25 protein-coding genes are annotated in these 23,313 nt (G+C 57.4%); 15 read left to right on the forward strand and 10 right to left on the reverse strand.

Features of this window, described 5'->3' with window-relative positions; all coding sequences use genetic code 11:
* Positions 1–144 precede the first annotated feature (144 nt).
* Positions 145–1,047 (reverse strand): tRNA 2-thiocytidine(32) synthetase TtcA, encoded by a 903-nt coding sequence (gene ttcA / locus I6N98_RS10385; RefSeq protein WP_198568300.1) that lies wholly within the window; start codon positions 1,045–1,047, stop codon positions 145–147.
* 306 nt (positions 1,048–1,353) lie between these two features.
* Between ttcA and I6N98_RS10390 the strand changes: the two genes are divergently transcribed.
* The gene (locus I6N98_RS10390) at positions 1,354–2,334 is read left to right on the forward strand and encodes a malate dehydrogenase (RefSeq protein WP_198568301.1); all 981 of its coding nucleotides are present in this window, start codon (positions 1,354–1,356) and stop codon (positions 2,332–2,334) included.
* Positions 2,335–2,535: 201 nt separating this feature from the next.
* Positions 2,536–2,754 carry a hypothetical protein gene (locus I6N98_RS10395; protein ID WP_198568302.1) on the forward strand — a complete coding sequence of 73 codons (219 nt, stop codon included), beginning with the start codon at positions 2,536–2,538 and terminating at the stop codon, positions 2,752–2,754.
* A 111-nt stretch (positions 2,755–2,865) separates the two neighbouring features.
* Here I6N98_RS10395 and I6N98_RS10400 read toward each other — a convergent pair whose 3' ends face one another.
* A complete protein-coding gene (locus tag I6N98_RS10400) occupies positions 2,866–3,708 on the reverse strand; it encodes an SDR family oxidoreductase (protein WP_232787308.1) in 843 nt (280 codons plus the stop codon).
* 277 nt (positions 3,709–3,985) lie between these two features.
* On the opposite strand from I6N98_RS10400, the gene I6N98_RS10405 reads away from it, so the two are divergent.
* Positions 3,986–4,654 (forward strand): TetR/AcrR family transcriptional regulator, encoded by a 669-nt coding sequence (locus tag I6N98_RS10405; protein WP_198568303.1) that lies wholly within the window; start codon positions 3,986–3,988, stop codon positions 4,652–4,654.
* A 90-nt stretch (positions 4,655–4,744) separates the two neighbouring features.
* Here I6N98_RS10405 and I6N98_RS10410 read toward each other — a convergent pair whose 3' ends face one another.
* Both I6N98_RS10410 and I6N98_RS10415 read right to left on the reverse strand, forming a co-directional pair.
* On the reverse strand, positions 4,745–7,240 hold the full coding sequence (locus I6N98_RS10410; RefSeq protein ID WP_198568304.1) for an ABC transporter permease: 2,496 nt from the start codon (positions 7,238–7,240) through the stop codon (positions 4,745–4,747).
* Entirely contained in the window at positions 7,240–7,929 is a 690-nt protein-coding gene (locus I6N98_RS10415) for an ABC transporter ATP-binding protein (protein ID WP_198568305.1), read from the reverse strand. The genes I6N98_RS10410 and I6N98_RS10415 overlap by 1 nt, the downstream gene beginning before the upstream one ends.
* Before the next feature lie 19 nt (positions 7,930–7,948).
* Between I6N98_RS10415 and I6N98_RS10420 the strand changes: the two genes are divergently transcribed.
* From I6N98_RS10420 to I6N98_RS10440, 5 genes are all read left to right on the forward strand, one after another.
* Entirely contained in the window at positions 7,949–8,557 is a 609-nt protein-coding gene (locus I6N98_RS10420) for an arylesterase (RefSeq protein WP_198571620.1), read from the forward strand.
* A gap of 126 nt (positions 8,558–8,683) precedes the next feature.
* On the forward strand, positions 8,684–10,030 hold the full coding sequence (gene bioA, locus I6N98_RS10425) for an adenosylmethionine--8-amino-7-oxononanoate transaminase (RefSeq protein ID WP_198568306.1): 1,347 nt from the start codon (positions 8,684–8,686) through the stop codon (positions 10,028–10,030).
* Position 10,031: 1 nt separating this feature from the next.
* Complete coding sequence (locus tag I6N98_RS10430) at positions 10,032–10,856, forward strand: ion transporter (RefSeq protein ID WP_198568307.1); 825 nt, start codon at positions 10,032–10,034, stop codon at positions 10,854–10,856.
* Positions 10,853–11,260, forward strand: coding sequence for a secondary thiamine-phosphate synthase enzyme YjbQ (locus I6N98_RS10435; protein ID WP_198568308.1), 408 nt, complete (start codon positions 10,853–10,855; stop codon positions 11,258–11,260). Before I6N98_RS10430 ends, I6N98_RS10435 begins: the two co-directional genes overlap by 4 nt.
* Before the next feature lie 122 nt (positions 11,261–11,382).
* Positions 11,383–11,982, forward strand: a complete 600-nt coding sequence (locus I6N98_RS10440) for a YtfJ family protein (protein ID WP_198568309.1) — start codon at positions 11,383–11,385, stop codon at positions 11,980–11,982.
* On the opposite strand, the gene I6N98_RS10445 is transcribed toward I6N98_RS10440, so the two are convergent.
* Positions 11,979–12,479, reverse strand: coding sequence for an SRPBCC family protein (locus tag I6N98_RS10445; RefSeq protein WP_198568310.1), 501 nt, complete (start codon positions 12,477–12,479; stop codon positions 11,979–11,981). The two genes, I6N98_RS10440 and I6N98_RS10445, sit on opposite strands and share 4 nt — an antisense overlap.
* 112 nt (positions 12,480–12,591) lie before the next feature.
* Between I6N98_RS10445 and I6N98_RS10450 the strand changes: the two genes are divergently transcribed.
* On the forward strand, positions 12,592–13,404 hold the full coding sequence (locus tag I6N98_RS10450) for a pseudouridine synthase (RefSeq protein WP_198568311.1): 813 nt from the start codon (positions 12,592–12,594) through the stop codon (positions 13,402–13,404).
* Here the strand turns inward: I6N98_RS10450 and I6N98_RS10455 are convergent.
* Together I6N98_RS10455 and I6N98_RS10460 are read right to left on the reverse strand one after the other, a co-directional pair.
* A complete protein-coding gene (locus I6N98_RS10455; protein WP_232787309.1) occupies positions 13,352–14,230 on the reverse strand; it encodes a DUF2971 domain-containing protein in 879 nt (292 codons plus the stop codon). The genes I6N98_RS10450 and I6N98_RS10455 overlap by 53 nt on opposite strands.
* Before the next feature lie 35 nt (positions 14,231–14,265).
* Positions 14,266–15,081, reverse strand: coding sequence for an alpha/beta fold hydrolase (locus I6N98_RS10460; protein ID WP_198568312.1), 816 nt, complete (start codon positions 15,079–15,081; stop codon positions 14,266–14,268).
* Between the two features lie 46 nt (positions 15,082–15,127).
* On the opposite strand from I6N98_RS10460, the gene I6N98_RS10465 reads away from it, so the two are divergent.
* Positions 15,128–15,928 (forward strand): hypothetical protein, encoded by an 801-nt coding sequence (locus I6N98_RS10465; protein ID WP_198568313.1) that lies wholly within the window; start codon positions 15,128–15,130, stop codon positions 15,926–15,928.
* A 7-nt stretch (positions 15,929–15,935) separates the two neighbouring features.
* Here I6N98_RS10465 and I6N98_RS10470 read toward each other — a convergent pair whose 3' ends face one another.
* Positions 15,936–17,888, reverse strand: coding sequence for a DUF3604 domain-containing protein (locus I6N98_RS10470; protein ID WP_198568314.1), 1,953 nt, complete (start codon positions 17,886–17,888; stop codon positions 15,936–15,938).
* Between the two features lie 147 nt (positions 17,889–18,035).
* Here I6N98_RS10470 and I6N98_RS10475 point away from each other — a divergent pair, with 147 nt between their 5' ends.
* Positions 18,036–18,401, forward strand: coding sequence for a hypothetical protein (locus I6N98_RS10475; protein WP_198568315.1), 366 nt, complete (start codon positions 18,036–18,038; stop codon positions 18,399–18,401).
* Between the two features lie 58 nt (positions 18,402–18,459).
* On the opposite strand, the gene I6N98_RS10480 is transcribed toward I6N98_RS10475, so the two are convergent.
* Complete coding sequence (locus I6N98_RS10480; RefSeq protein ID WP_198568316.1) at positions 18,460–19,083, reverse strand: glutathione S-transferase family protein; 624 nt, start codon at positions 19,081–19,083, stop codon at positions 18,460–18,462.
* Between the two features lie 108 nt (positions 19,084–19,191).
* Between I6N98_RS10480 and I6N98_RS10485 the strand changes: the two genes are divergently transcribed.
* From I6N98_RS10485 to I6N98_RS10500, 4 genes are read left to right on the forward strand one after another with little or no spacing between them, the layout of a single operon-like run.
* Positions 19,192–19,704 carry a glycine zipper 2TM domain-containing protein gene (locus I6N98_RS10485; protein WP_198568317.1) on the forward strand — a complete coding sequence of 171 codons (513 nt, stop codon included), beginning with the start codon at positions 19,192–19,194 and terminating at the stop codon, positions 19,702–19,704.
* 12 nt (positions 19,705–19,716) lie between these two features.
* Positions 19,717–20,025, forward strand: a complete 309-nt coding sequence (locus tag I6N98_RS10490) for a PepSY domain-containing protein (protein WP_198568318.1) — start codon at positions 19,717–19,719, stop codon at positions 20,023–20,025.
* Between the two features lie 33 nt (positions 20,026–20,058).
* Entirely contained in the window at positions 20,059–20,745 is a 687-nt protein-coding gene (locus I6N98_RS10495) for a response regulator transcription factor (protein WP_198568319.1), read from the forward strand.
* Positions 20,742–22,091 (forward strand): ATP-binding protein, encoded by a 1,350-nt coding sequence (locus tag I6N98_RS10500; RefSeq protein ID WP_198568320.1) that lies wholly within the window; start codon positions 20,742–20,744, stop codon positions 22,089–22,091. Before I6N98_RS10495 ends, I6N98_RS10500 begins: the two co-directional genes overlap by 4 nt.
* A gap of 104 nt (positions 22,092–22,195) precedes the next feature.
* On the opposite strand, the gene I6N98_RS10505 is transcribed toward I6N98_RS10500, so the two are convergent.
* On the reverse strand, positions 22,196–23,023 hold the full coding sequence (locus I6N98_RS10505; protein ID WP_198568321.1) for an OmpA family protein: 828 nt from the start codon (positions 23,021–23,023) through the stop codon (positions 22,196–22,198).
* Positions 23,024–23,313 lie beyond the last annotated feature (290 nt).

Raw genomic sequence — 23,313 nt, forward strand, 5'->3', positions numbered from 1 at the left:
ATTGACAGAAAGGCGAAAGCAAATGGCGATATCCGGCAAATATCCGCCCTGTCGGACAACTCTTTGCAGATTTCGGACCACTAACTTGAGGGTGCTATCAAGGAGTGGTCCTGGGGGCTGGGGGCTGGGGGCTGGGCAACGGCCTTACAGGATGTGTTTGACCTCAATAAACTGGCTACTTGGGCCAGCATTGGCAGCGGGGCCGCCACGGTCCACCTGTTGGTGGGCATCAAACGGTGTAGCGGGTCGCTCGCCGTGGCGCTCTACGGCCAGATCCGCAAAATTGAACAGCGCGGGGTCCGCCATCTGGGACGGAGCGATATTCTGCATCGCGGTGAATATCTTCTCGATGCGGCTGGCGTCCTGCTTTTCCCAGCCCTGCAGCATTTGTTTTATGTTTTGACGCTGTAGGTTTTCCTGTGAGCCACACAGGTTACAGGGAATAATGGGAAACTCCTTGTAGGCCGCGAATTGCTCAATGTCTTTTTCCCGACAGTAAGCCAGAGGTCGGATGATCACGTTGCGGCCGTCATCAGACAACAGTTTAGGGGGCATGGCCGCCATGCGTGAGCCATAGAACATATTTAGAAACAGCGTCTGAACGATGTCGTCTTTGTGATGCCCCAAGGCAATCTTGTTGGCACCGATCTCCTCGGCAAAGCCGTACAAGGTTCCTCGTCGCAGGCGGGAGCACAGGCCGCAGGTGGTTTTCCCCTCGGGAATTTTCTCTTTAACTATGGAGTAGGTATCTTTGTTGACGATGTAGTACTCGATACCCAGAGTATCCAGGAAGTTCGGCAGCACCTCCACGGGAAAGCCCGGTTGCTTTTGGTCCATATTCACCGCCACCAGCTCAAAACGCACCGGTGCACTGCGCTGCAGATTCATCAGAATATCCAACATGGTATAGCTGTCCTTACCGCCGGACAGACATACCATGATGCGATCGCCCTCCTCGATCATCCGATAGTCCTCAATCGCCTGCCCGGTGTGGCGGCGAAGGCGCTTCTGCAACTTGTTGAATTCCAGTTTGGGCAGTGTGGACATAGGGATAGACGCTCGAAAATTCAGGCGGCGAAGTATAGCGAAATGGCGATCATTTTTCAGCCGCGGGCAGTATGACAAGCGCGATGAACCGGCGCGGGGTCAGTCATGGTGCGGCAACACGTCGCCGATAGCCCGTGATACTGGCAATCCGCCGCCCAGATGACTATCATTAGCCGCGCCAAAATTCCTGGCGCGAGGTGCTTTAGCACGGCCAGACCCCGGCACGGGTGCATGTCGGATCGTGCAATCCACGTCCGATCGCACCCGCTCACAAATTCGAATTCCATCAGCTAAGGGACTCATCTCATGAAACAACCAGTTCGCGTCACCGTCACCGGTGCGGCCGGCCAGATTGGCTACGCACTGCTTTTCCGTATCGCATCCGGCGCTATGTTGGGCGACGACCAGCCCGTTATCCTGCAACTACTGGATATCACTCCGGCTCTGGATGCCCTGCAGGGTGTCAAGATGGAACTGGAAGATTGTGCCTTCCCATTGCTGGCGGACGTTGTCTGCACCGACGATCCCAATGTCGGCTTTAAAGACAGTGACTATGCCCTGCTGGTTGGCGCGCGTCCCCGCGGTCCTGGCATGGAGCGCAAAGACTTGCTGGAAGCCAATGCGGCAATCTTCTCTGTTCAAGGCAAAGCCATTGATCAGCATGCCAGCAAAGACATCAAAGTATTGGTCGTGGGCAACCCCGCCAACACCAACGCATTGATTACCCAGCGCAACGCCCCCTCCATCAATCCCCGTAACTTCACGGCGATGACGCGTCTGGACCACAACCGTGCGATGACCCAAATTGCTCAGAAAACCGGCAAAACTGTCAACGACGTGACCAACATGACAATCTGGGGCAACCACTCTGCCACCCAATACCCTGACCTGTTCAACACCAAGGTTGACGGCAAAACCGCCTCTGACCTGGTTGACCAAGAGTGGTTGGAAAACGACTTCATCCCCACCGTGCAGCAGCGCGGCGCAGCCATCATCAAGGCACGGGGCGCCTCTTCAGCCGCCTCCGCAGCCAACGCGGCCATTGATCACGTGCGCAGCTGGGCGCTGGGCACCGAAGGTGACGACTGGGTATCCATGGGTGTCTATAGCGATGGCAGCTACGGCATCGAAGAAGGCTTGATCTACTCATTCCCCTGCCGCTGCAACAATGGCGACTGGGAAATCGTGCAGGGTCTGCCCGTTAACGATTTCAGCCGCGGCAAAATGGACGCCACTGCCCAAGAGCTGGCAGAAGAGCGCGACGGCGTTAAACACCTGCTGCCCTAAGGGTATCAGAGTGAGTGAAGGCGGCCATAGGCCGCCTTTTTTATGCCCAAAATTCGGCTCCGGTGGGCCGAATTGCGCCCAAATGTAAAAATTCACATCGAACACCCGGGGCGATTCCTAGTCACAGTTAGCGAAGCGGACGCAAATGTCCGTCAATACTCAAAACTGTACTTACTTATACAATGCATAGGGAGAGCATCCATGACTTTTGTTGACAAGATGTTACAGATTATCCGCCGCGCACCGCTGGTATTTTTGATTGCGGGCGCTTCTGTCCTGGTTACCGCCTGCGACAGCAATGATGGCGAGATGGAGCAAATGGGCGAAAAAATGGATGAGCAGTACGAAGCTGCCAAAGATAACTGGAATGAAGGTGTTGAAGAGGTTGAGGACGAGATCGACGACCACACCACCGAGTAATGTGAATGAGTTTAAACCAGATCTGGCGGGGGCGCGTTGGCGTCCCGCCGTTCTTTACCCCCGACATCACCCCGTCATCACCCGTGCAGACACACCGCTAGCGAACGCCGCTCAGAACAAACTCTTCATCGTCCCGCCATCCACCACCAGGGTGGAGCCAGTAATGTAACTGGCGGCGTCTGAAAGCAAAAACGCTCCCGCCTTGCCAAATTCCCGAGGCTCACCATAACGCCCCATGGGTATCGAGGACTCGGCATCGGCACGCTGTTGTTCGACAGGAATCTCTTTCAGTTGCGCCTGCAAACTATCAAGACTTTTAATGCGGTCTGTATATATTACACCCGGCACCAAGTTATTAACGCGAATACCGTCCGCTGCTAACTGGTGGCTCAAGCTTTTTGCCAAGCTGGTCACCCCTGCGCGCATCACATTGGAGAGCAACAAAAAATCGATAGGCTCCTTCACCGATGACGAAGTCAAGGTCAAAATCGCACCGCTCCTGGCGGCTTGCATGTCTGGCAACACCTCGCGAATCATCCTCACCGCGCTCATCAAAGTGAGCTCAAAAGCGTCCTGCCAATCGCCGTCGGTAAAGTTATTAAACTGCCCCGGCGGCGGTCCACCGGCGTTAACCAGTAAGCCATCGATTGTCCCAAAGCGTTGCCGCGCTGCCGCAACCCAACGGCTGATACTGGCAGCATCGGCAGCATTCAGTTCAGAGCCGTCCGAGACAACACCATACTGTTCGCTAAGCGTTTGCGCCGCTTGACTCACCGCGTCGGTGTCGCGGCTGCCCAAGTACACTTTTGCGCCATTAGCTGCCAACTCTTCAGCAATGGCATAGCCGAGTCCGCGGCTCGCCCCAGCCAGCAGAAACACCTTGTCTTCCACATTTAAATTCATATTGTTGGTCCGGTTATATACGCTGACAAATTCAAATTGTACTGCATTCATCGACTGACACCGGCATATTGGCCGCGAAGCCCTCCGGCGGATGCGATATTGTTAAAATGCGGGAAGCCCATGACGTAAATCCCGGGATCAGCTCTTGGCAGCTTAATATTCTGGCGTGATAGCATAAGTTCTGGCGGTGATGCCCCAACTTTTTGCATTTTTCCTCTTTAGTCTAGGCTTCGCACAGAATTTGCATCTGCTGGGGATGACAATGCAGCGGATCACTGTCAACATTGGCAAAATGTAATAATTAGCCCCCGAGTTTTTATATAACACTATGGCAAGCAACGGCTCCTCCAGTTACCACCACGGCAATCTCCGTCAGGAATTGATGGACTTGGCGGAAAAGCACCTCGTCGACACCGGGGTACACGATCTCAGCCTGCGGGCACTGGCCCGGGAAATTGGTGTATCCCAGACCGCGCCCTATCGGCACTTCAAAGACAAAAATGCCCTGCTGGCGGCACTGGCTACCGAGGGCTTCCGTCGCTTTTTTGATGTGTGCCGCCCCAGTGAAATGGAAGAACGCAGCGACCAAAGTATTTTGCTGTTCGGCTTGGCCTACGCTCGTTTTGCCCGGGAACACACCGCCATGTTCCACCTGATGTTCGGCCCGACCTTGCAGCCCCGGAATCAATACCCAGAGCTGTTTGCCGCCGGTCGGGAAGCCATCTACAAAGTTCGTGCCCGGGTGGAAAAAGGCTTACAGCGAGGCGAGCTGCGCCCGCTGGATGACATTGCCTCTATCGCCCACACAATTTGGGCTGCAGTGCACGGGGTGACGACGCTGATGTTGGACCACGCCGATACCTATGGGTATCACCGGGACATTGACCTGCAGGCAGAAAAGTCCATGCGTATGATGATAGCGGGACTCTGTGTCGACCCTTCTGGTATCGCGACGCTGCCAGAAACAGCCACCCACTACCCGCCTGTTCCTGCCTGAGAAGCCCCTAGCCCAATCAATCTTTACCTTTAAGAAAGGGCCCATTGGACGGACCCCGATGTCTGGCGTCGCCTAGGGTCTGGCGTCGCCTCAGGACGGCGCCTGCAAGGCCACCAGCGGGGAGACTTTCACTACCCGCCGTGCACCAAGCCAAGCCAGCAATCCGATGAGTATCGCCCCCAGCAGCGGTGTTGCCAGCAATGGAGCCCAGTGCCACTGCGGTGACATTTCCAACACCTGCCCCTGTATTCCAAAGAGACTGACATTGGCGCCCAACGCCGCGATCAGTCCAGCGATGGCGCCAATACCGGCAAACTCACTCAACAGCACGGCGCGAATCACTCCGGATGGCGCTCCCAGAGCCCTGAGCAGGGCGTTTTCTTTGCGGCGTAGATCCAGACTCACCTGAATATTGGCCAGTGTGACTAACAGGGCGCACACTGTGACCAGGGCCGCCACCACCGCTACCGCCCGACTCACCTTATCCACCACCGATTGCATTTGTGTCATCAGTGCAGCCACATCGATCACACTGACGGTGGGATAAGCCTGTATCAGGGTATTGATAAACCGGTCCTGTGCCGCCGGCAAATAAAAACTCGTTATATAACTGCTGGCGTAGTTATCCAGGCTATTCGGCGGGAACAAGAAAAAGAAATTGGGGCGCATACTGCTCCACTCCAGGCGCCGGAGACTGACAACCTCCGCCTGCAAGGACTGGCCGCCGATATTGAAGTCCAACCTGCTGCCAATTTCGAGATCTAACTGCGTCGCCAGATTCTCTTCTACCGATACCGGTATGCGGGAGCCGCTGGGGCGCTCGATGCCCGGCCACCACTGCCCTACAACCAAACTGTTGTCAGCCGGCAAATCAGCTGACCAGCTGAGGTTTGCCTCCCTATCCACCCCCGCCTCGTCGGCATTGATGGTGTCGATATCGGCGAGGGCTCGCCCGTCAATATGAGTAAGGCGGCCTCGCACCATGGGGTAAAAGCCGGCGTGATCCAGCTCTTCTGCCACCAATAGCTGCTTAAGGCCATCCACTTCCCCGGGGGCGATATTGATCAGGAAGTGATTGGGGGAATCCGGTGCCAGCTGCATCTGCCAGTCGCTGACCAGGGAAGTCCTCAGCACCAGCAAGGTCACCATGGCCATCAGCGCTAAACCAAAACACGCGACTTGAAAGGCATTGCCGTAGCGACGCCGATACATACTGGCAATAGCCAGCCGCTGCCAACCGGTGGCGGCTCGCCCTCCCCGGCGGCGTATTTGTGACAGCAGCAGCAGAACTGATGCGGCAGCCAACAACCCCAAACCACACACACCGGCCATCACGGCACCGGCCAATAGCCAGGAGCCGCTGAACCACAACATTAGCGCAGCAATCCCCGCCAAGCCCAGCACACCGCTGGTGACTAGCGACACCTCATCCATGCCACTGTCCCGGCGAATCACCCGCATGGGAGAGACCCGGCTCAATGCCAGCAGCGGCGGTAAGGCAAAGGCCAGCATACACACCGCAGTCGTCACCGCTGCCACCAACACCGGCTGCCAGCTGGCAGGTGGCAGCTCCCGTGATAGCAATTCCGCCACGCTGGACAACAACAGCCACTGCACCAAATGCCCCAGTAACACCCCTACTAAAAGGGACACTCCCCACAGGTAAGTCAGCTGCGCCACAAAATGCGTCAGCACTCGACGGCGACTGGCGCCCAGGGTTTTCATAATGGCCACGCTGTCGATATGGCGCTGGGCATAGCGCCGGGCCGACAGGGCAATAGCAACCCCCGCCAACGCCACCCCCAGGCTGGCCGCCAGCAGTAAAAAGCTCTCCGCGCGATTAAGCGTTTCGGCCATGGCAGGCTGACTGTCCTCGACACCCTGCCAGCGATGGCGCTGTTCCAGCTGGGGCGCTAACCAGTCGCCAAAATTCTGCAATACCTCAGCGTCACCGCTAAAGAGATAGCGATGCCGCACCAAACTGCCGGGCTGTACCACCCCAGTAGCCGGTACGTCGTCAATATGCATCAAGGCCTGGGGGCCAAAGCCCGCCATACCGCCATTGTGATCGGGAGTAGAGATCAGCGCTCTACTGGCCAGCAAGCGGGTATCCCCCACCGCGATACTGTCTCCAACCTCGACACCCAACAGCGCGAACAAGCGCGAGTCCAGCCAGATTTCACCCACCGCTGGGCTGGTGACATCGAGCATCACCTCCCCATACGGCTTCCCGGCGGTCTCAACCTGTCCCAGTAGCGGATAGCTGTCAGACACCGCCCGCAGACCGACCAGCTGCATGTTGTCGCCCCGGTAGAGCATGGTGCGGAAGGACAGCATACTGGCCCGGCGCAAGCCCATCTCATCGGCCCGATTCAACCACTGTTCATCCACCGGCAGGGGTGAACTCAGTACCCGGTCGGCGGCGAGGAAAACATGGCTCTCGGCTACCATGGCGCTTTGCAGGCGGTTGGTAAAACCGGCAACACCGCTCACCATCGCCGCAGCCAATACCAGCGACAGGGCCAACAGCCCCAGCTCGCCACCTCGCCAATCCCGGCGCAACTGCCGCCACGCTTGAATAAGCATCAGGCGGCCTTGGGCAGTATGTGCAGATTGCCGTTGTGCATTTCCAGCACCCGGTTGCAGCGCCGGGCCAGGGCCATCTCATGGGTAACCAGCACCAGTGTAGTACCGGCCTGCTCATTGAGTTGAAACAGCTGGTCGACAATGCGGGCGCCAGTCTGCTCGTCTAAATTTCCTGTGGGCTCATCGGCAAACAAAATCGCCGGCTGCACGGCAAAGGCCCGGGCCAGGGCAACCCGCTGCTGTTCCCCGCCCGACAGCTGGCGGGGATAGTGACTCAGCCGCTCCTTCAGGCCCACCTGGTCGAGGTATCGGCGGGCTTCCCTCTCGGCTTCCCGGCTACCATTGAGTTCCAGGGGCAACATGACATTCTCCAATGCTGTGAGCGCCGGCAGCAGTTGAAAAGACTGAAATACAAAGCCCACATGCTCGGCTCGAAGCGCTGCCCGCTGGTCTTCATTCAAGGCCTTAAGCGGCTGACCGCAAAGCGTGACATCTCCCTCTGAGGCCACATCCAAGCCCGCTAGCAGACCCAACAATGTGGTCTTGCCCGAGCCAGAGGGGCCGACGATGGCGACACTCTCGCCCCGCTTGATTTCCACATTGATCCCTTTCAATATCTCCAGGCGATCGCTGCCACTGGTGACACTTTTGCCCAGGTTCTCGGTCCGAATAAGACGTTCTAACTGCATAAGGTCCATTACCTTGGTGATGATTTCTGCCGCGCGACGCGCACTGTTTGTCGGCCTGCTCCTGCTGCCCCTGAGTCCCTCAAGCTGGGCCAATACGCTGTTGTTACTGGGGGACAGCCTCAGCGCCGCTTACAATATCCCGGTATCCAGCAGTTGGCCCGAGTTATTGCGTGAAAAACTCCCTCCCCACTGGGAGTTGGTTAATGCCAGCGTCAGTGGCGAAACCACAGGGGGGGGTGTCCAGCGGCTTCCCGCGCTACTGAAAGAGCACGAGCCCAGTCTGGTCGTTCTCGAGCTGGGGGGCAACGACGGCCTCAGAGGCTACCCGCTAACGAGGATACGTCAAAACCTGCAACAATTGATCAAATTGTCCACCGAAGCCGACGCCCAGGTGATGTTGATTGGCATGCAGATTCCGCCCAACTACGGCCAGCGCTACGCCCAGGGCTTTGCCGACCTTTTCCCCGCATTGGCCGAAAAGTTTGACCTTCCCTTGGTTTCCTTTCTGCTGGAGGGTATCGCCTTACAACCCGGCTTAATGCAAAGCGACGGTATCCATCCCACCGCCGCAGCCCAAAGTCGCATTCTGGACAACGTCCTGCCGACATTGGAACCCATGCTGGACTAGCTCCCGAGCCGCCATCGAGGCCATGCTTGCCAAAGGTGACCAGTATTACTGGAGGCGGCCAACCTTCTTGCCCGGCAATGTTAGAATGCCTTCTAGCCACGCGGAAACCCCAACGCGGAGAACTCAATGAGCCACACAGCACCCAGCTACCCTGAATCAGCCTACAACGACGTCGATACCGCAACCTGGCAGGCCTGGGACCGGGACCACATCTGGCATCCCTATTCCTCCATGCTCACCCAACCGGAAATATTTCCGGTGGCTTCGGCCAAGGGCGTTCGTCTGACGCTGGCGGATGGCCGCGAACTGGTCGACGGCATGTCCTCCTGGTGGTCGGCCATACACGGCTACAACCATCCGACGCTAAACGCCGCTGCGCAGCAGCAATTGGGGGACATGTCCCACGTTATGTTTGGCGGCCTGAGCCATCAACCGGCGGCGGCGCTAGGCAAGCGCCTGGTGGACCTGACCCCGGCGCCGCTGACTCGGGTCTTTATTTCCGACTCCGGCTCGGTGGCAGTGGAAGTCGCCATCAAGATGGCCATGCAATATTGGATATCACAGGGCAACAAAGATAAATCCCGATTGCTGGCACTGCGCAACGGCTATCACGGCGACACCTTTGCCACTATGGCTGTCTGCGACCCGGTGACCGGCATGCACCATATGTTCAGCGAGGTACTGGCTCAGCATATTTTTGCCCCGGCCCCCGCCCCGGCCTTTGATGCCGAGGCCACCGCCGAGGATATGGCGGACATTGCCGCGCTGCTCGAGCAACACCACAAACAACTGGCTGCAGTGATTATCGAACCCGTGGTGCAAGGCGCGGGGGGTATGCGCTTCTACTCACCGGATTATGTACGCCAATTGCGGGAGCTCTGCGATCACTATGACGTGCTGTTGATTCACGACGAGATCGCCACCGGCTTTGGCCGCACCGGCAAACTGTTTGCCTGCGACCACGCCGGTATCAGCCCCGACATTATGTGTGTTGGCAAGGCCCTGACCGGTGGCTACCTGTCGCTGGCTGCAACCTTGTGCACCGAGAAAATCGCCGAGGGCATCTGCCGCGGCGAGGCCGGCGTGTTTATGCACGGCCCGACTTTTATGGGCAATCCCTTGGCCTGCAGCATCGCCAACGCCAGTATCGACCTGCTAACCAGTCAGGATTGGCAGGGCAACCTGGCGCGCATTGAGCAAGGCCTGGCGCAGGGTCTGGCACCGGCCAAGGACATCCCGGGTGTCAGTGACGTGCGCTGGCTCGGCGGCATAGGGGTTATTGAACTCAACGAGCCTGTCGATATGGCTCAAATTCAACCGGACTTTGTCGATCACGGCGTGTGGATTCGCCCCTTTGGCAAATTGATCTATACCATGCCGCCCTATGTGATCTCCGATAAGGACCTAGCCTTCCTGTGTCGGCAAATGGTTGCAGTGGTGGCCAAACACGCGCCGGGGCAAGGCGGGCGCTGAGATGTCAGAAGAAACCCCACGTCAGCGCCTCAATCGGATTATTTTCGGCACCGCTCCGGGCGCCGGCCGCAACTTCGATATCATCCTGATTGTGATGATTGTCGCCAGTGTGGCCGCGCTCTTTATGGACTCGGTGGCCAGTATTCACCAGCAGTATGGCCATTGGCTCTACGCCGCAGAAATCGGCTTCACTCTGCTGTTCACCCTGGAGTATATCGCCCGGGTTTATTGCGCCCAGGATCGAAAACTTTACGTAACCAGCTTTTATGGCGTGGTGGATTTTCTCGCCATTTTGCCGACCTACCTGTCGCTAATCGTGCCCGGCGCCCAACACCTGCTGGTCATTCGCATCTTCCGAGTGCTGCGGATCTTCCGGGTGCTGAAACTGTTCCAGTACATGAGCGAAGCCAATGTCCTGGTGCGCTCGCTGATGGCGGCCAGGCGCAAAATCGCGGTATTTCTGGCCACTGTTGTCACCCTGGTCATCGTCTTCGGCGCGCTGATGTATTTGGTGGAAGGTCCCGAGCGAGGCTTTACCAGCCTGCCCCAGAGTATCTATTGGGCCATCGTGACCGTCACCACGGTGGGCTATGGCGATATCGTGCCACAAACCGCCCTGGGTCAGGCGGTGGCCGCTATGGCAATGATCACCAGCTACGCCATTATCGCCATCCCCACCGGCATCGTTAGCGCCGAACTGATTGTAGAAAACCAGCGCCGGGCCAGTCGCCGCCGCTGTGTATCCTGTAATCGTCTCGGCCACGATGGCGATGCCTATTATTGCAAACACTGTGGCGACATCCTGCCCGAGGAGTGGGACGGATGATCCGCACCTTGAGTATCCCCGTCCCCGGTCAGGGCCTTCACGGCATTACCGATGCAGTGCGTGCCGAGGTCGAACACAGCGCTCAGGGCGATGGCCTGTGCACCTTGTTTATTCAACATACCTCGGCCAGCCTGCTGATACAGGAAAACTACGACCCCTCCGCTCAACATGACCTGGAGCAGTGGCTCAACCGCCTGGTACCGGAAAACGATCCACTTTATACCCACACTCTGGAGGGCCCAGACGACATGCCGGCCCATATTAAAGCCAGCTTAACCGCCACCTCACTGTCGATTCCGGTTATCGACGGCAGCTTGGCCCTGGGTACATGGCAGGGTATTTACCTTTGGGAGCACCGCTATGCCGCGTCCCACCGCCGGGTCATTCTCCATCTAGGCAACTAAAGCCGATTCGCCACTGGGGCCCTATCGACTGAAATTGGCAATAAGGTTTAGCAAATCGGCCAATTTCACCCACCTGTGGCTATGCTACTTTGGCCCTATGCTAACAACGAATTAGGTCGGCCATGCCCTCTACCCAACGCTCTACAACAGTAATTCTCTCCAGCATCTTTGCCGCTTTTATCGCGCTGGTTATGACAACAAGCTCGGCCCTGGCACTGGAAGTCGACAGCACAGTTCCGGCGTTTAACATTAATAAGCCGGGGGAACTGATCATTGAGGGCGACAAGCTTAACAAAGCACCGTGGCAGTCCAGCGCCATTGGTGGTGGTCGGCCAGCACTGGTCTTCTACCTGCCAGCCCGGGCATCGTCAGAGGACGATATTGATCCCTTGCGGCAGAGGCTGGACAAAGAGGACTACGAACCCGGCAGCTTTCACTCCATCACCGTGGTCAATTTGGACGACGCCCTGTGGGGAACCAGCGGTTTTGTAGAGAGTCAGGTGGCAAAGAACAAACGCGCCCACCCAAGGGCCACCATGGTGCTCGATCAAAAAGGTAAGGGCCGCCAGGTACTCAAGTTACCCAAAAAGACCACCGTGGTATTTCTGGCGAACGCCGAGGGACAGGTTATCGACTACCGGGAAGGTGCACTAACAGAGCAAGCCGCCGACGAGGTCATCACCCTCCTCCACCAGCAAATTGGTCACCCCAAAGCTCCTTAAGCGGCGCGACTCTCCAGCAGGCGTTTAAAGCGGCCCAACATAGTCTTGACCCCAAAGCCCATCAGCGGGCTGAATACCGGCAGAAAATAGCGCCCCAGGCCTTTGGGGCGCATTGCCATGGTCCAGCGTACCCGACACTGATCGGCGCCCAGCGCCTCAATCTGATAGCGCTCGGCAAAGGCCTCAACATTGTTGCGGCTGCACTGGGTAAAGCAAAACGCCATTTCCCGTCCCGCCTCCCAGGCAATAAACTCCTCGTAACCGGTCATTCCCCCAATCATATACACTGTGCGGGTGGTACCGATGCCAAAGGGGCGCTCTGAGGTCCACTCAACCCGGCGGATGGGCGGCGCCCAGCGGGGCCAATCCTCTGCGCTTTCCAAAGAGGCAAATACCGTTTGCGCCGGCACGCTGAAAACACGCTCCGCCACATAGCGGTGGGGCGCGGACTCAAAAAAGGTCATGTCGACCGGCTTACAGGAAAAACGTTTTGCCACCAAATTCTCTCGCGCTTATCTATCGTTATAAATTGATGTGATATGGCTTTATTAGAAACCTAGAGAGAAGCTACCACCGCTCAAATTTGGCAAACAAGAACTGAAGGCGAATATGACAAACATTTCATCAAAGTCCACAGGATTGGACAGCGAACAGGGCGGAAATGGTCTGGAAGTACTCTATCTGGATGAGTATTTGGTGGCGATCAATAAACCCACTGGTTTGCTGGTCCACCGCAGCCCCATTGATCGCCATGAGACCCGCTTTGCCCTGCAACTGGTCAGGGACCAAATGGGCAAGAGGGTGTACCCCTTACACCGCCTCGACAAACCGACCTCAGGGGTGCTGGTGTTCGCCTTTTCACCGGAGGTTGCGGCACTGGCGCAGCAATCGATGGCGGCGCCCTCCTCACAGAAAGACTACCTCGCTGTGGTGCGGGGTTACTGCCCCGACACCAGTGTCGACCACCCCATCACTGAAGAGCACGATAGCCGGGTTCGCCGCAGCCCGGGCGCGGCCAAGGCCGCTCTCACCCATATCCACTGTCTGGCCACCATCGAGCTGGATATCGCCATTGAAACCTATCCCCAGTCCCGCTATTCCCTGATCCGAGCTCAACCGGTCACAGGGCGCCGACATCAGATTCGCCGCCACTTAAAACACATCGCCCACCCTATTATCGGCGATGCCAAACACGGCCGGGGTCGCCATAACCGCTACTTTGCGGAGCATTTTGACTGTGCTCGACTGCTGTTACACGCCCAGCACTTAAAGCTGGCGCACCCGGTCAGCGGTGACATATTGTCTATAACCGCGCCCTTGGACGCCGAGTTCAGTGCCCTGCTAAACCGCTTTGCTTGGCAGGATGCCGCTAACGTTGACGATAGGGAATCTGACAGTAATCAATGCCCCGTTCTGGACTGATGCCGTGTTTGAGCAGGCACATCTTCATCGAGTTCATCGACAAACTGATATTGGGGGTGGGGCCTAGGTAGATATGGTCCATGGCAATAGCGGGGTTATTGTTGTGAACCAGTGAAAACTGCATGTAGGGCACCAACATGGTCCGACCTTCGCGAAAATAAACGTTGGCCTCCCGATAGTTGGATATGACCGGTGACACCAACCTCCACTCCTGCTCCTCCTCAAAGGACGGGTGTTTGAGGATGGCGGCAATGCGCAGCAAATCGGTTTCCAGGTGCTCAAACACGCCAAAGTATTGTTCGGGCTCGCCGTCACTGTCGATAGAACCGGTTTGCACCGCCAGGGTATCCACCGCATCCACCACTTGCGCAATAAGCCGGCGCTGTTCCTGGCGATCGTAGACGCACTGCCCAAGTCGAAAATGTTGTTCTTTGGCGCACTGACGAACGTGATCGGCATTAAAGCCCAGGCTGGCGCCTTTGCCCACTGAGCTGTAACCCCGCCACTGGCTGAGCAAGTTGCCATTGGAACGAAAAGAGGCACCAAACAGAATGTGGCCATTGGTAATACGGTGGCGAACCCACTCGATAAAACTATTGAGCAGGCGCGGGTGATCGTGCCCCTGCCCCAGGCGCATTTCCACCTCGTCTTTGACCAGGTCGGCAGTGTGCCGCAACTCTGCGGAGTCGTTCATGTAGCGAATGTCGCTGGCCCACAGCACCCGGCTGCCGACGATACCCAGCACGCCGTTTAGGGAGGTGTAATGATACAGGGTATCCGTGGGCTGCTGAGCGTACAGGCTTTCCGTTATTGTACTGATCATCATGGCAGAACCCTCACGGCTTTGTTCAGCTTAGGCGGCTACGGCGTATCACCCTCGCAGGCCATCAAAAAGCCCCGCACCAGAGCGTTGAACTCTTCGGGGCGCTCGGCGTGCAGCCAATGCCCGGCGCCGGCAATGGTCTCCAAACGGGCGTCGGGGAACTGACGCATAATCGGCACCCTGTTCTCGTCGATGATGTAGCGGGATTTCTCGCCGCGGATAAAGAGGGTCGGCCCCGGATAAATCTCATTGCTGGGCGCCTCACGCAGCCGGTCGTAACTGTCGGCGATCACCGGCAAATTCATCCTCCACTTCCAACCGGACTGACCATCGCGAGCCAGGTTTTTAAGGAGAAACTGGCGAATGGCCAACTCGGGAACAGCGGGCTTAAGTTGGGCGTCGGCCTGCTCGCGATTGCGCAGTGCCTGCAGATCCAAGCCCAGTAAGCCGTCCAGTATTGCGTCGTGTCCACGACCGTAACTGACGGGGGCGATATCGGCGACAACCAGCCCCTTGACCTTGTCGCCCTGGGTGGCTGCCAGTTCCATAGCGACCTTGCCGCCCAGCGAGTGCCCCAACACGTAGGCCTGGGGAATCCCCATCTCCTCCATCGCCGCCGCAACATCGCCGGCCATACTAGGGATATCCATCACTTCGCTATGGGCAGACTTGCCATGGTTACGCAGGTCAAAACGCACCACCCGGAATGTGTCCTCAAGGCTGCGGGTTACGCCGATCAGGTTACTGGTGGAGCCAAATAGGCCGTGCAGCAGTACAACCGGTACCGAACCCTCACCGCTGACGTCACTGTGCAGGCTCACTGCCCCGGTTTTCAATTCACTTCTAATGCTCATAGTCGGTTGTTAGAATGCCCCGCCACTCAAAAAATAAGGTGTAAATGTGAGACTCCTGTTAAGCGCATTACTGGTCACCGTAGCGGTATTAGCGGCGGGCTGCAGCTCAGCGCGGTACAACCCGACAGCCTACGATTACTACATTGATCAGGAGGCCCTGGCTGCCACACCCATCAAAAAGGTGGTGTTGGCATCAGTGAATGTCAGTGGAGAACCCACCCGTTCGATGTTACGGGATAGCGTGGCAAAAATCGACGCTGAGGTTACAGACTACCTTCAGAAAAACGGCTATGTTATCGCGCCGGCTCATATTTTTAACAACGCCTGGCAGCAAGCATTGCTGACCTATGGCGATTTCTACGATCCGACTAGCGGCCGGGTCGACAAGCAGGGTTGGCAACAAGTCATGGCGGCCACCATGAAAGCCCTGCAAGGCAGCGATGTCGACGCCATTGTGTTTACTGACTTGATCGAACACGAAGTCCAGCACAGCGGCGGCCTCAACCACTACGCTCGCTGGTACGGCGTTACCCGGGAGCCCGCCACAGAGGGCAGCTCAGCATCTGTCGCCGCTGACTTCAACTGGAACCAGTTGATCAAAGCCGCCAGTTTAGTGGTCACAATCTATACCCCGGATGGCAAACCCCTGTTCACCAGTCGCGGGGGGCTCGATACCCTCTACGCCATCAACAGCCGCAAATCCAACTCGAGCTTTGTGCGCCGCAGCAAAGTACTCAGTCGAAATCAGTACATCGAGGAAGGTGTCGAGCTAGCCTTCCACCCGCTGATCGTGATGGATGACTACCCCGGCATACCAAAGGACCAAAAAGACGAGGCACAGCAATAGCGGCGTATTAAGGCGTGCTGGGCGTAACCCACACCGGTGACGTCCAGGCGCGCTCCATGATCACCGGCCGGTGTGCCTCGCTGCAGCAGGCTTCAAATCCCGGCGCGATAGTTTCGGGATTTTGACAATTCACTCCCGCCGCCAAGCAACGATGCTGGCTCCAGCGGCAGCTGGGCGACTCCAACACTCTGGCGTAGTAGTAGCTCCGAGCCTGCGGGTCAAAATCCGGATCGCGCCAATTCACACAAAACTGGGGTGCTCCTCGCCCTTCACCGCCACAGTCCGGTAAGTTGGTATCCGCTGCAAGCTCACCGGCTACAGTAAAAACCTGCTCGCTGCGCTGGCCCGACTCATCGACACTGCCCTTAATGATTTGAACGGCCTGAAGACCGCGGGGAGAAGCTTGCCCGGGGTCCATCGCGGCAAAGACGTTAAACACCGGAGAGCTCGACTCGCCGTCAGCCTCAAGATTGCCCCCCATTGGCACGCCATATCGATAGCCCTGTCGGGCGTAGTCTTCAGCTTGGCAAAGGTCGTCGGGCAATTCCCAGCCGGCATAGAAGCGCACAGGAATACGGGGGCCACTGGTGGCGTAAGCCTCCCGGCGACGCAAGGCCGCAAATATCGCATCGCGACTGTTGCTCTCTGCCCATACTGCCGCCAATCCACCGGGGTTGAATTCCAGATCGTCCGGTAGGCCAGCCGGGACACCTTCAGCTGCGGGTGCACCGGCGCCGCCGTGGCCCAGGAACTGCTTTTCATCCACCGCCCCCGGTGCACTGATATGCGTATCAGTACTGGCAATCACCCCAAATTGCAGCGGATTGAAGCCAGCCTGGCGCTCATAGTCCAACCCGTCCCGCCATACATCCCGCAAAAAACCGGCGCTGGCCGAGGGCGGATCAGACAGTGGTGGCAGCAGTTTGCCCAAAAACTTATCGGCAAAGGTGCCGTAGGGTAGCTGCTCAAACCCGCATAATTCGTCCGCGCTATTAAGGGGGTCGTAATAGCACTCTGAGCTCCCCTTGTGCTGCATGATTTCCACTAAGCGTTCCAGGCGCTGTCGCTGCCGAGCCCGACCGGCATCAGCGCCGGGGTCTGCCAATTGAAACATGTAGCCGTCGCTAAGGTTGGAGTTGTGGGGAATCACCAACACATCGCACTGCCCTTTGGCATCGGTGCAATGCTCGTCCAAGCCATCCCACAGCTGTGGCGCACTGGGGGCGTCAATAAAACTGAGCGGGTACTGAGGGACCTCCCCGTTGCGGAAAATCACGTTGCGGTGCAAATTGGCGAGGCTGTCTGATGCCCCGGTCCACTCATAGGCCACAAAGGTCGTGAATTTGCAGTCCTCACTGCGGTCGTAGGCACTCTCTGCAGCCTGTTGTATATCCTGCCAGGGCCCCAGCGCTGCCTTTCGGCACAAGGCCCCATCATCGCCACAAAAACCAAGGCGCTCGGCCATAGACGATGCGGTATTAAAGATAAAAAACGCCGCCCGGGGAAAACGCCGGTAAAGCCGGCACTGCCAGCTGCCATAACCCTCGAGCTGGGGAGATTGGCAAATTTCCACTTCCCCCAATAGCTCGGCATGATCGGTCACTGCCGCAAAGTCCAAAGGACGGGATAATTTTAACGAGCGCATCGCTGTGCCATCGGCACGCCAGGGCTGCACGCCCAGGGTCTCTCCCTGGGCAAACCAGTAGGCGTCAGCCGGTCCCGTTCGAGTGTCCTGGGTGCTGGCGTCCAGTGAGTAGCGGGTGTGAACGTGGAGATCGCCAAACAGCAACTGGCCTTCAGGTTGCACATCGCGACAGGGCTGGCGCTCCTCGGTGATAGTGACCGCCCTTCCTTCTTCAACACTACCTTCAGCACTGCCTTCAGTACGACTGTGGCCGGGCTGGGCGGCAAGGCTGAGCATTATCGCCAGAACAATGATGAGATAACGACCGAGAGACATATAACGCTGCTTTTATTGGCGGTTAGTGACGGTGTATGGATTGGAGCATGGTTGCCAACCCCGGCACCTCCCTCATTAAGCTTATATTCACGTCTGGGGAAATACTCTGGGAGCGTCAATCAGGAAGATAACACCGGGAGCGACGCCATGACTAAGGTCCACCTTCTCGCCGCCATCTTTATGGTTCTGGCGGCCAGCCAATCCTACGCGGGACACCCACAAGAGCGCCGTGTTAGCGGCGATTACAGCCATCAGCTGCGGGTTCACGCCGGCGGCAAACACTACTACCGGTCACCGCAGCGTCACTATTCGACGCAGTATCACACCAGAACCCACTGGCGGCACCATCCGCCGAAAAGACACTACTCCGGGCACCGTGGTTATCACCGGCACCACGGCTACGTACGCGATCACCGCTGGGACCGGCACAGCCGACACCATCGCCACGATCGCTACTGCGGACACGGTCGCCACCACACTAAAAGCGGGATCCGCGTTTACCTCGACCTGTGAGCGCTAAGAGCACGAACCGGGCGCTGACACAGGCAGTGCAGCGCCGGAAGGCGGGTGATTATTCGCCGAAGTGGGACTTCATAGTGGCCAGCCACGCCGTTAATGCCTGACATTCCTCCGGCACGGCGCGCTGAACCCAGCCGCAAAAACCCAGTGAGGCATAGAGGTCGATATCAGCCTGAGACAGCCGGTCCCCAACCAGGTAATCCTTCTCGGCCACCACTTTGTCCATGGCCTCAAAAAATGCGCCGATTCGAGCATTGCCACGCTCTGCCAGCTCGGGAATTTGCGGCAGCGGCACGGCACCGGGCAGCGCTCGCCCCTTGAACATCTCGCTTTTGTTGCGCAGCACTTCGGCCACCGCCCCAAGACCGTTTATATAAATCCGATGACACCAACCGACGATTTGCGCCTGCTCCAGTGGAGTTTGACCAAACAAAGGGGGCTCGGGATAGAGGCTTTCCAGATACAGGCAAATAGCAATCACATCGGTCAGCACGGTGCCATCGTCCAACACCAGGGTCGGCACAGTGCTGTCGGGATTGACATCAATCAACGGCGAGGAAAACTGCTCTCCTTTGCCCAAATCCACGGGTATCGTATCCAGAGACACCCCTTTTTCCTTAAGGAACAAACTCACTCGCCGAGGATTCGGGGCAATATCAAAAGTATAAAGTTTCACGCTTCTTCCTCATTCGATCGCGGAGTCAATGCAACAGGGTCAGTTCAGTTTCGGTTCATCCACACTGGCGTACATTTGAGGCTGACTTCATTGGATGTGGAGATCCCCATGAAACGGTATTGCATTGCTGTATTGTTATCAGTGACCTGCGGCGCTGCCAGCGCCGAGTATTTTGACAGCCGGACGCAGGTAGCCAAAGTAACCCATGTCGAACCCATTTACGAGCAAATATCCGTGCGTATCCCCGAGCAACATTGTTGGAATGAGACCGTGGCTATCGAACGCAGACGCAGTGCCACTGGCCCAATTCTCGGCGCCATTATTGGCGGTGCACTGGGCAATGAACTGGGCCACAAGAAGAGCAACAAACGGGTAGGCACAGTAGTAGGTGCAGCATTGGGTGCCTCACTGGGCAACGATATCGCCCGACAGCGTGGACATAATCAGCGTCATTATGAGACCGTGCAACGCTGCGAATCCCGTGACCGCTTTGAGCAGCGCCAGGAACTCATCGGTTACGATGTGGAATACCGCTATCACGGCGAGATTTACCACACCCGCATGCCCTATAATCCCGGTAGAGAAATGGAAATCGAAGTTCAAGTCCGCCCGCTGGGGTAAGTTAGACACACTATGATGTCACGTGCACTACTTTGCAGTTTACCGCTCGTTGTCGCTCTTGCCAGCGCCAGCGCCGCCGCCAACCCGCTGCTGAAAGACCTGGGTGGAGGGCTGCCCAAGCGCGGGCTAAGCTCGCCGCTGCACACCCCCGATTTAAGGTCGTCGCTCACAGCGCGGGAGGCCATCGATATCGCTGAGCGTCGCTACGGGGGCCGAGCGGTGGGGGCAACCCAAATCCAAACCGGATCTGGGGTGGCCTATCGGGTCCGCATCCTCAAGGACAACGGCAAAATCAAGCACGTCATCATTGATGGCAAGTAAGGCTTCGCGGATTCAAAAATAAGGAAAACGCTTATGCGAGTGCTCCTGGTGGAAGACGATTCGACGTTACTGGACCAACTCAAACAGTCCTTTAGCGACGCAGGCTTTGCCTGCGACACCGCCGCAGATGGGCGGGAAGCCCTCTATCTGGGCCAGGAATACCCCTACGACCTAGCGCTGGTGGACCTGGGCCTCCCCGAAGTTGACGGTATCAGTGTTATTGAGACCTGGCGCAAAGAAAACCGCAACTTTCCGGTGCTGATTCTCACCGCGCGGGGCCTGTGGCAAGACAAAGTCGCCGGCCTGGAAGCCGGCGCCGACGACTATGTGGCCAAGCCATTTCAAATCGAAGAGGTCCTGGCCCGCAGCAATGCCTTGATCAGGCGCTCCGCCGGCTTTGCCAGCCCTGTTCTGCGTTTTGGTGATCTGCAAATCGATACCCGAGCCAAGCACGCCCAGGTGGCCGAGCGAGCGCTGGATCTGACCGCTTTCGAATACAACGCGCTGGAGTTTCTGGCCATGCGCAGCGGCGAAGTGGTATCCAAGACCGACCTAACTGAACACCTCTACGACCAGGATTTCGACCGGGACAGCAACGTCATCGAAGTTTTTATCGCCCGGCTGCGTAAAAAACTCGATCCGGACAACACCCTAAAGCCGATAACGACGCTGAGGGGCCGGGGCTACCGTTTTGAACTCCGGGAATCCTCCGCCACTTGAGCCGCGCCAACCGCCCCTACTCCCTAAGCGGCCGCCTACTGGTCGCCATGCTGGTGGCGATGCCACTGCTGCTGGCCTTCACTGGCATCGCCATTGACCGCGCCCACACCAGCAGTCTGCTTAAAGCTGAGCAAGACCGCATGCGACTGCAGTTTTTTGGCCTTCTGGGCGCCATCGAGTGGCGGGACGGCGACCTGGAGATGGGCGAACGCTTACAGGAGCCGCGCTTCTGGCAGTTCCGCTCCGGCCTCTATGCCAGAATCACCATTCCCGGTGGCGAAACGCTCTGGCAGTCCCTGTCCAGTGACACCATCAACTTACCAACCGAGACCACGCCACCGGCTGCAGGGCAGGAGCGCTTCGATACCACAGTGGTCGACGGAACGCCGTCCTTCCGTTTTCTCTATCACGTGGTTTGGGAGGATGAGGATGGCAGTACAACGCCCCTGCTGTTCTCTTTGTATACCGACCAACAACCCTTAAATGCAGAGCAGCAGCAATTTCGCTGGCGACTGGTTCTGTGGATGAGTTTGGCACTGCTGCTGTTTCTGGTGATCTCAGGCGGCATTCTCATTTGGGGCCTCCGGCCCTTGCGACAGCTGGCGAGAGACTTACAGCAGCTGGAACAGGGCGCCACAGAGACCCTGGCGGATAATTACCCCCGGGAATTGCGCGGCATCACCGCTAATCTGAATCTGCTGCTGGACAAAGAACAACGCCAGCGGGAGCGCTATCGCAACACCCTCGCCGATCTGGCACACAGCCTGAAAACCCCCCTCGCCGTACTGCGGGGCACCAACGATTCAGCGGAGCGGGCGGAACAACTCGACCGCATGGATCGCATCATCAGCTATCAGCTAAAACGCGCTGTTTCCACTGGCCAGCAAGGCCTGAGACAGCGGACGGCGCTATCCCCCCTCTTCACTCGGCTGTGTCGCACCCTGGACAAGGTGTATCGGGACAAAGCCCCACAGATCACAATAGACATACCGGAAAATCTCACCGCACCGATCGATGAGCAAGACGCGATGGAGTTGTTTGGCAATGTTTTGGACAATGCCTGTAAAGCCTGCCGGTGCACCATCAGTCTGCATGCTTACCAGCAAGACACCGAGGTGGTGGTGACCATCGATGACGACGGCGATGGCATCAGCGAGGAACAAACCGAGCAGATTACCGCGCGGGGCAAGCGCGGCGATCAATATGGTCAGGGACAAGGCCTGGGGTTAGCGATAGTCAGGGATATCGTCGACAGCTACAAGGCCCGGCTGAGTTTTACTAAGAGCCCGCTTGGAGGCTGCCGGGTCACAGTGTGCTTTGCCAAGCCCAGCGCAGGCAAGCTTTGAGTCGACTCTGTATAAGAAGCCCCAGCATTTCAGGCTACTGACAAGCCTGGCCAATGGCAAAGCAAGTGGAAGAAAGGATTGCGGCCCTCACTTCTCTTACGGATTTACAGACGCCGCAGCTCGACACGGCGGTTGGTGGCTCGCGCTTTATCCAAGGCCTCGCCAGAAAGACCCGCGACGGGGATCTCGGGCTCGCTTTCGCCATAGCCCACCACCTTAAGGCGAGATGCTTTCACACCTTCCGCAATCAAATATTCAGCCACCGCTTGCGCGCGCTGCTTGGACAATTTGAGGTTGTAGTCCTCTGCACCCTGATCGTCAGTGTGGCCGGCCACCTCAACACGCAGTCCCGGCTCACTTTTTAGCAGCCAGGCGGCTTGTTTCAGCACAGTTGCCGACGACGCCGTAAGCAGTGCCGTGTCCAGCGCAAAGGTAACACCCTCCAGACGCAGCGGGCTTAAATCATCAAGGTGGCAGCCATTGGGCAAAACCAGCGCATTGCGGGGCGTATCCTTGCACTGATCGCGGCCATCGCAGACCCCATCGTGGTCGGCATCATTACAGGCACTGTCTTTTGCCAGGGAAGGCGTATCAGTATCGGGGTCATCTACGGCGCTTTGTCGACTGTCTGTTGCCTCTTCCGGGGCCGATGAGCCGCCGCCTGAGGGCAGTTCAATGGTCAGAACTTCGGGCATTAAAACACTGTCGAGATCACTGTCCTCGAGAAACTCCAGCACCGAGCTGTCACCAGAAATACCGTCGAGAATCGGCGCCAAGGGATCGCTGAGCAAATCGTCATTGCTGCCATTGCTGGGCGCACCCAGTAAAAGGATATCCTGGCCCGCTACGCCCACCCCTAGCAGGGTGTCGCCATTGAGAACGTCAACGCTAAGCACTGAGTCGTTACTGGCAAGAGATAAAGAATCGGTCACAGACAGAGACAGGCCCAAAGCGTTCACAGACAGCAGTTGAGCCGAGGCAGGCGACAGACATACCCCATAGGCCAGGCCGCACAACAGCGCTTGCCTGAACCTTTGAGTGACCAATGTCTTTATCACAAAAACAGGCCTCATACGTCCCGTACTTCATGTAGTTTCTTCAAGCTTGGCACAGCCATATTAAAATAGCGACCCGCATTTTCCGAACTCAGCTCACTGATTTTGGATATCTGTAGCCATAAAAAAGCCAGCCCCGTGGAGCTGGCTTTTCTTAAACAAACGGG

The sequence above is a fragment of the Spongiibacter nanhainus genome (genome assembly GCF_016132545.1).
Classification (GTDB): domain Bacteria; phylum Pseudomonadota; class Gammaproteobacteria; order Pseudomonadales; family Spongiibacteraceae; genus Spongiibacter; species Spongiibacter nanhainus.

Excerpts from the sequence above, each read along its gene's own strand:
- ttcA (WP_198568300.1), bottom strand. The coding sequence starts at position 1,047 with ATGTCCACACTGCCCAAACTGGAATTCAACAAGTTGCAGAAGCGCCTT.
- I6N98_RS10390 (WP_198568301.1), top strand. The coding sequence starts at position 1,354 with ATGAAACAACCAGTTCGCGTCACCGTCACCGGTGCGGCCGGCCAGATT.
- I6N98_RS10395 (WP_198568302.1), top strand. The coding sequence starts at position 2,536 with ATGACTTTTGTTGACAAGATGTTACAGATTATCCGCCGCGCACCGCTG.
- I6N98_RS10400 (WP_232787308.1), bottom strand. The coding sequence starts at position 3,708 with ATGAATGCAGTACAATTTGAATTTGTCAGCGTATATAACCGGACCAAC.
- I6N98_RS10405 (WP_198568303.1), top strand. The coding sequence starts at position 3,986 with ATGGCAAGCAACGGCTCCTCCAGTTACCACCACGGCAATCTCCGTCAG.
- I6N98_RS10410 (WP_198568304.1), bottom strand. The coding sequence starts at position 7,240 with ATGCTTATTCAAGCGTGGCGGCAGTTGCGCCGGGATTGGCGAGGTGGC.
- I6N98_RS10415 (WP_198568305.1), bottom strand. The coding sequence starts at position 7,929 with ATGCAGTTAGAACGTCTTATTCGGACCGAGAACCTGGGCAAAAGTGTC.
- I6N98_RS10420 (WP_198571620.1), top strand. The coding sequence starts at position 7,949 with ATGATTTCTGCCGCGCGACGCGCACTGTTTGTCGGCCTGCTCCTGCTG.
- bioA (WP_198568306.1), top strand. The coding sequence starts at position 8,684 with ATGAGCCACACAGCACCCAGCTACCCTGAATCAGCCTACAACGACGTC.
- I6N98_RS10430 (WP_198568307.1), top strand. The coding sequence starts at position 10,032 with ATGTCAGAAGAAACCCCACGTCAGCGCCTCAATCGGATTATTTTCGGC.
- I6N98_RS10435 (WP_198568308.1), top strand. The coding sequence starts at position 10,853 with ATGATCCGCACCTTGAGTATCCCCGTCCCCGGTCAGGGCCTTCACGGC.
- I6N98_RS10440 (WP_198568309.1), top strand. The coding sequence starts at position 11,383 with ATGCCCTCTACCCAACGCTCTACAACAGTAATTCTCTCCAGCATCTTT.
- I6N98_RS10450 (WP_198568311.1), top strand. The coding sequence starts at position 12,592 with ATGACAAACATTTCATCAAAGTCCACAGGATTGGACAGCGAACAGGGC.
- I6N98_RS10455 (WP_232787309.1), bottom strand. The coding sequence starts at position 14,230 with ATGATGATCAGTACAATAACGGAAAGCCTGTACGCTCAGCAGCCCACG.
- I6N98_RS10460 (WP_198568312.1), bottom strand. The coding sequence starts at position 15,081 with ATGAGCATTAGAAGTGAATTGAAAACCGGGGCAGTGAGCCTGCACAGT.
- I6N98_RS10470 (WP_198568314.1), bottom strand. The coding sequence starts at position 17,888 with ATGTCTCTCGGTCGTTATCTCATCATTGTTCTGGCGATAATGCTCAGC.
- I6N98_RS10475 (WP_198568315.1), top strand. The coding sequence starts at position 18,036 with ATGACTAAGGTCCACCTTCTCGCCGCCATCTTTATGGTTCTGGCGGCC.
- I6N98_RS10485 (WP_198568317.1), top strand. The coding sequence starts at position 19,192 with ATGAAACGGTATTGCATTGCTGTATTGTTATCAGTGACCTGCGGCGCT.
- I6N98_RS10490 (WP_198568318.1), top strand. The coding sequence starts at position 19,717 with ATGATGTCACGTGCACTACTTTGCAGTTTACCGCTCGTTGTCGCTCTT.
- I6N98_RS10495 (WP_198568319.1), top strand. The coding sequence starts at position 20,059 with ATGCGAGTGCTCCTGGTGGAAGACGATTCGACGTTACTGGACCAACTC.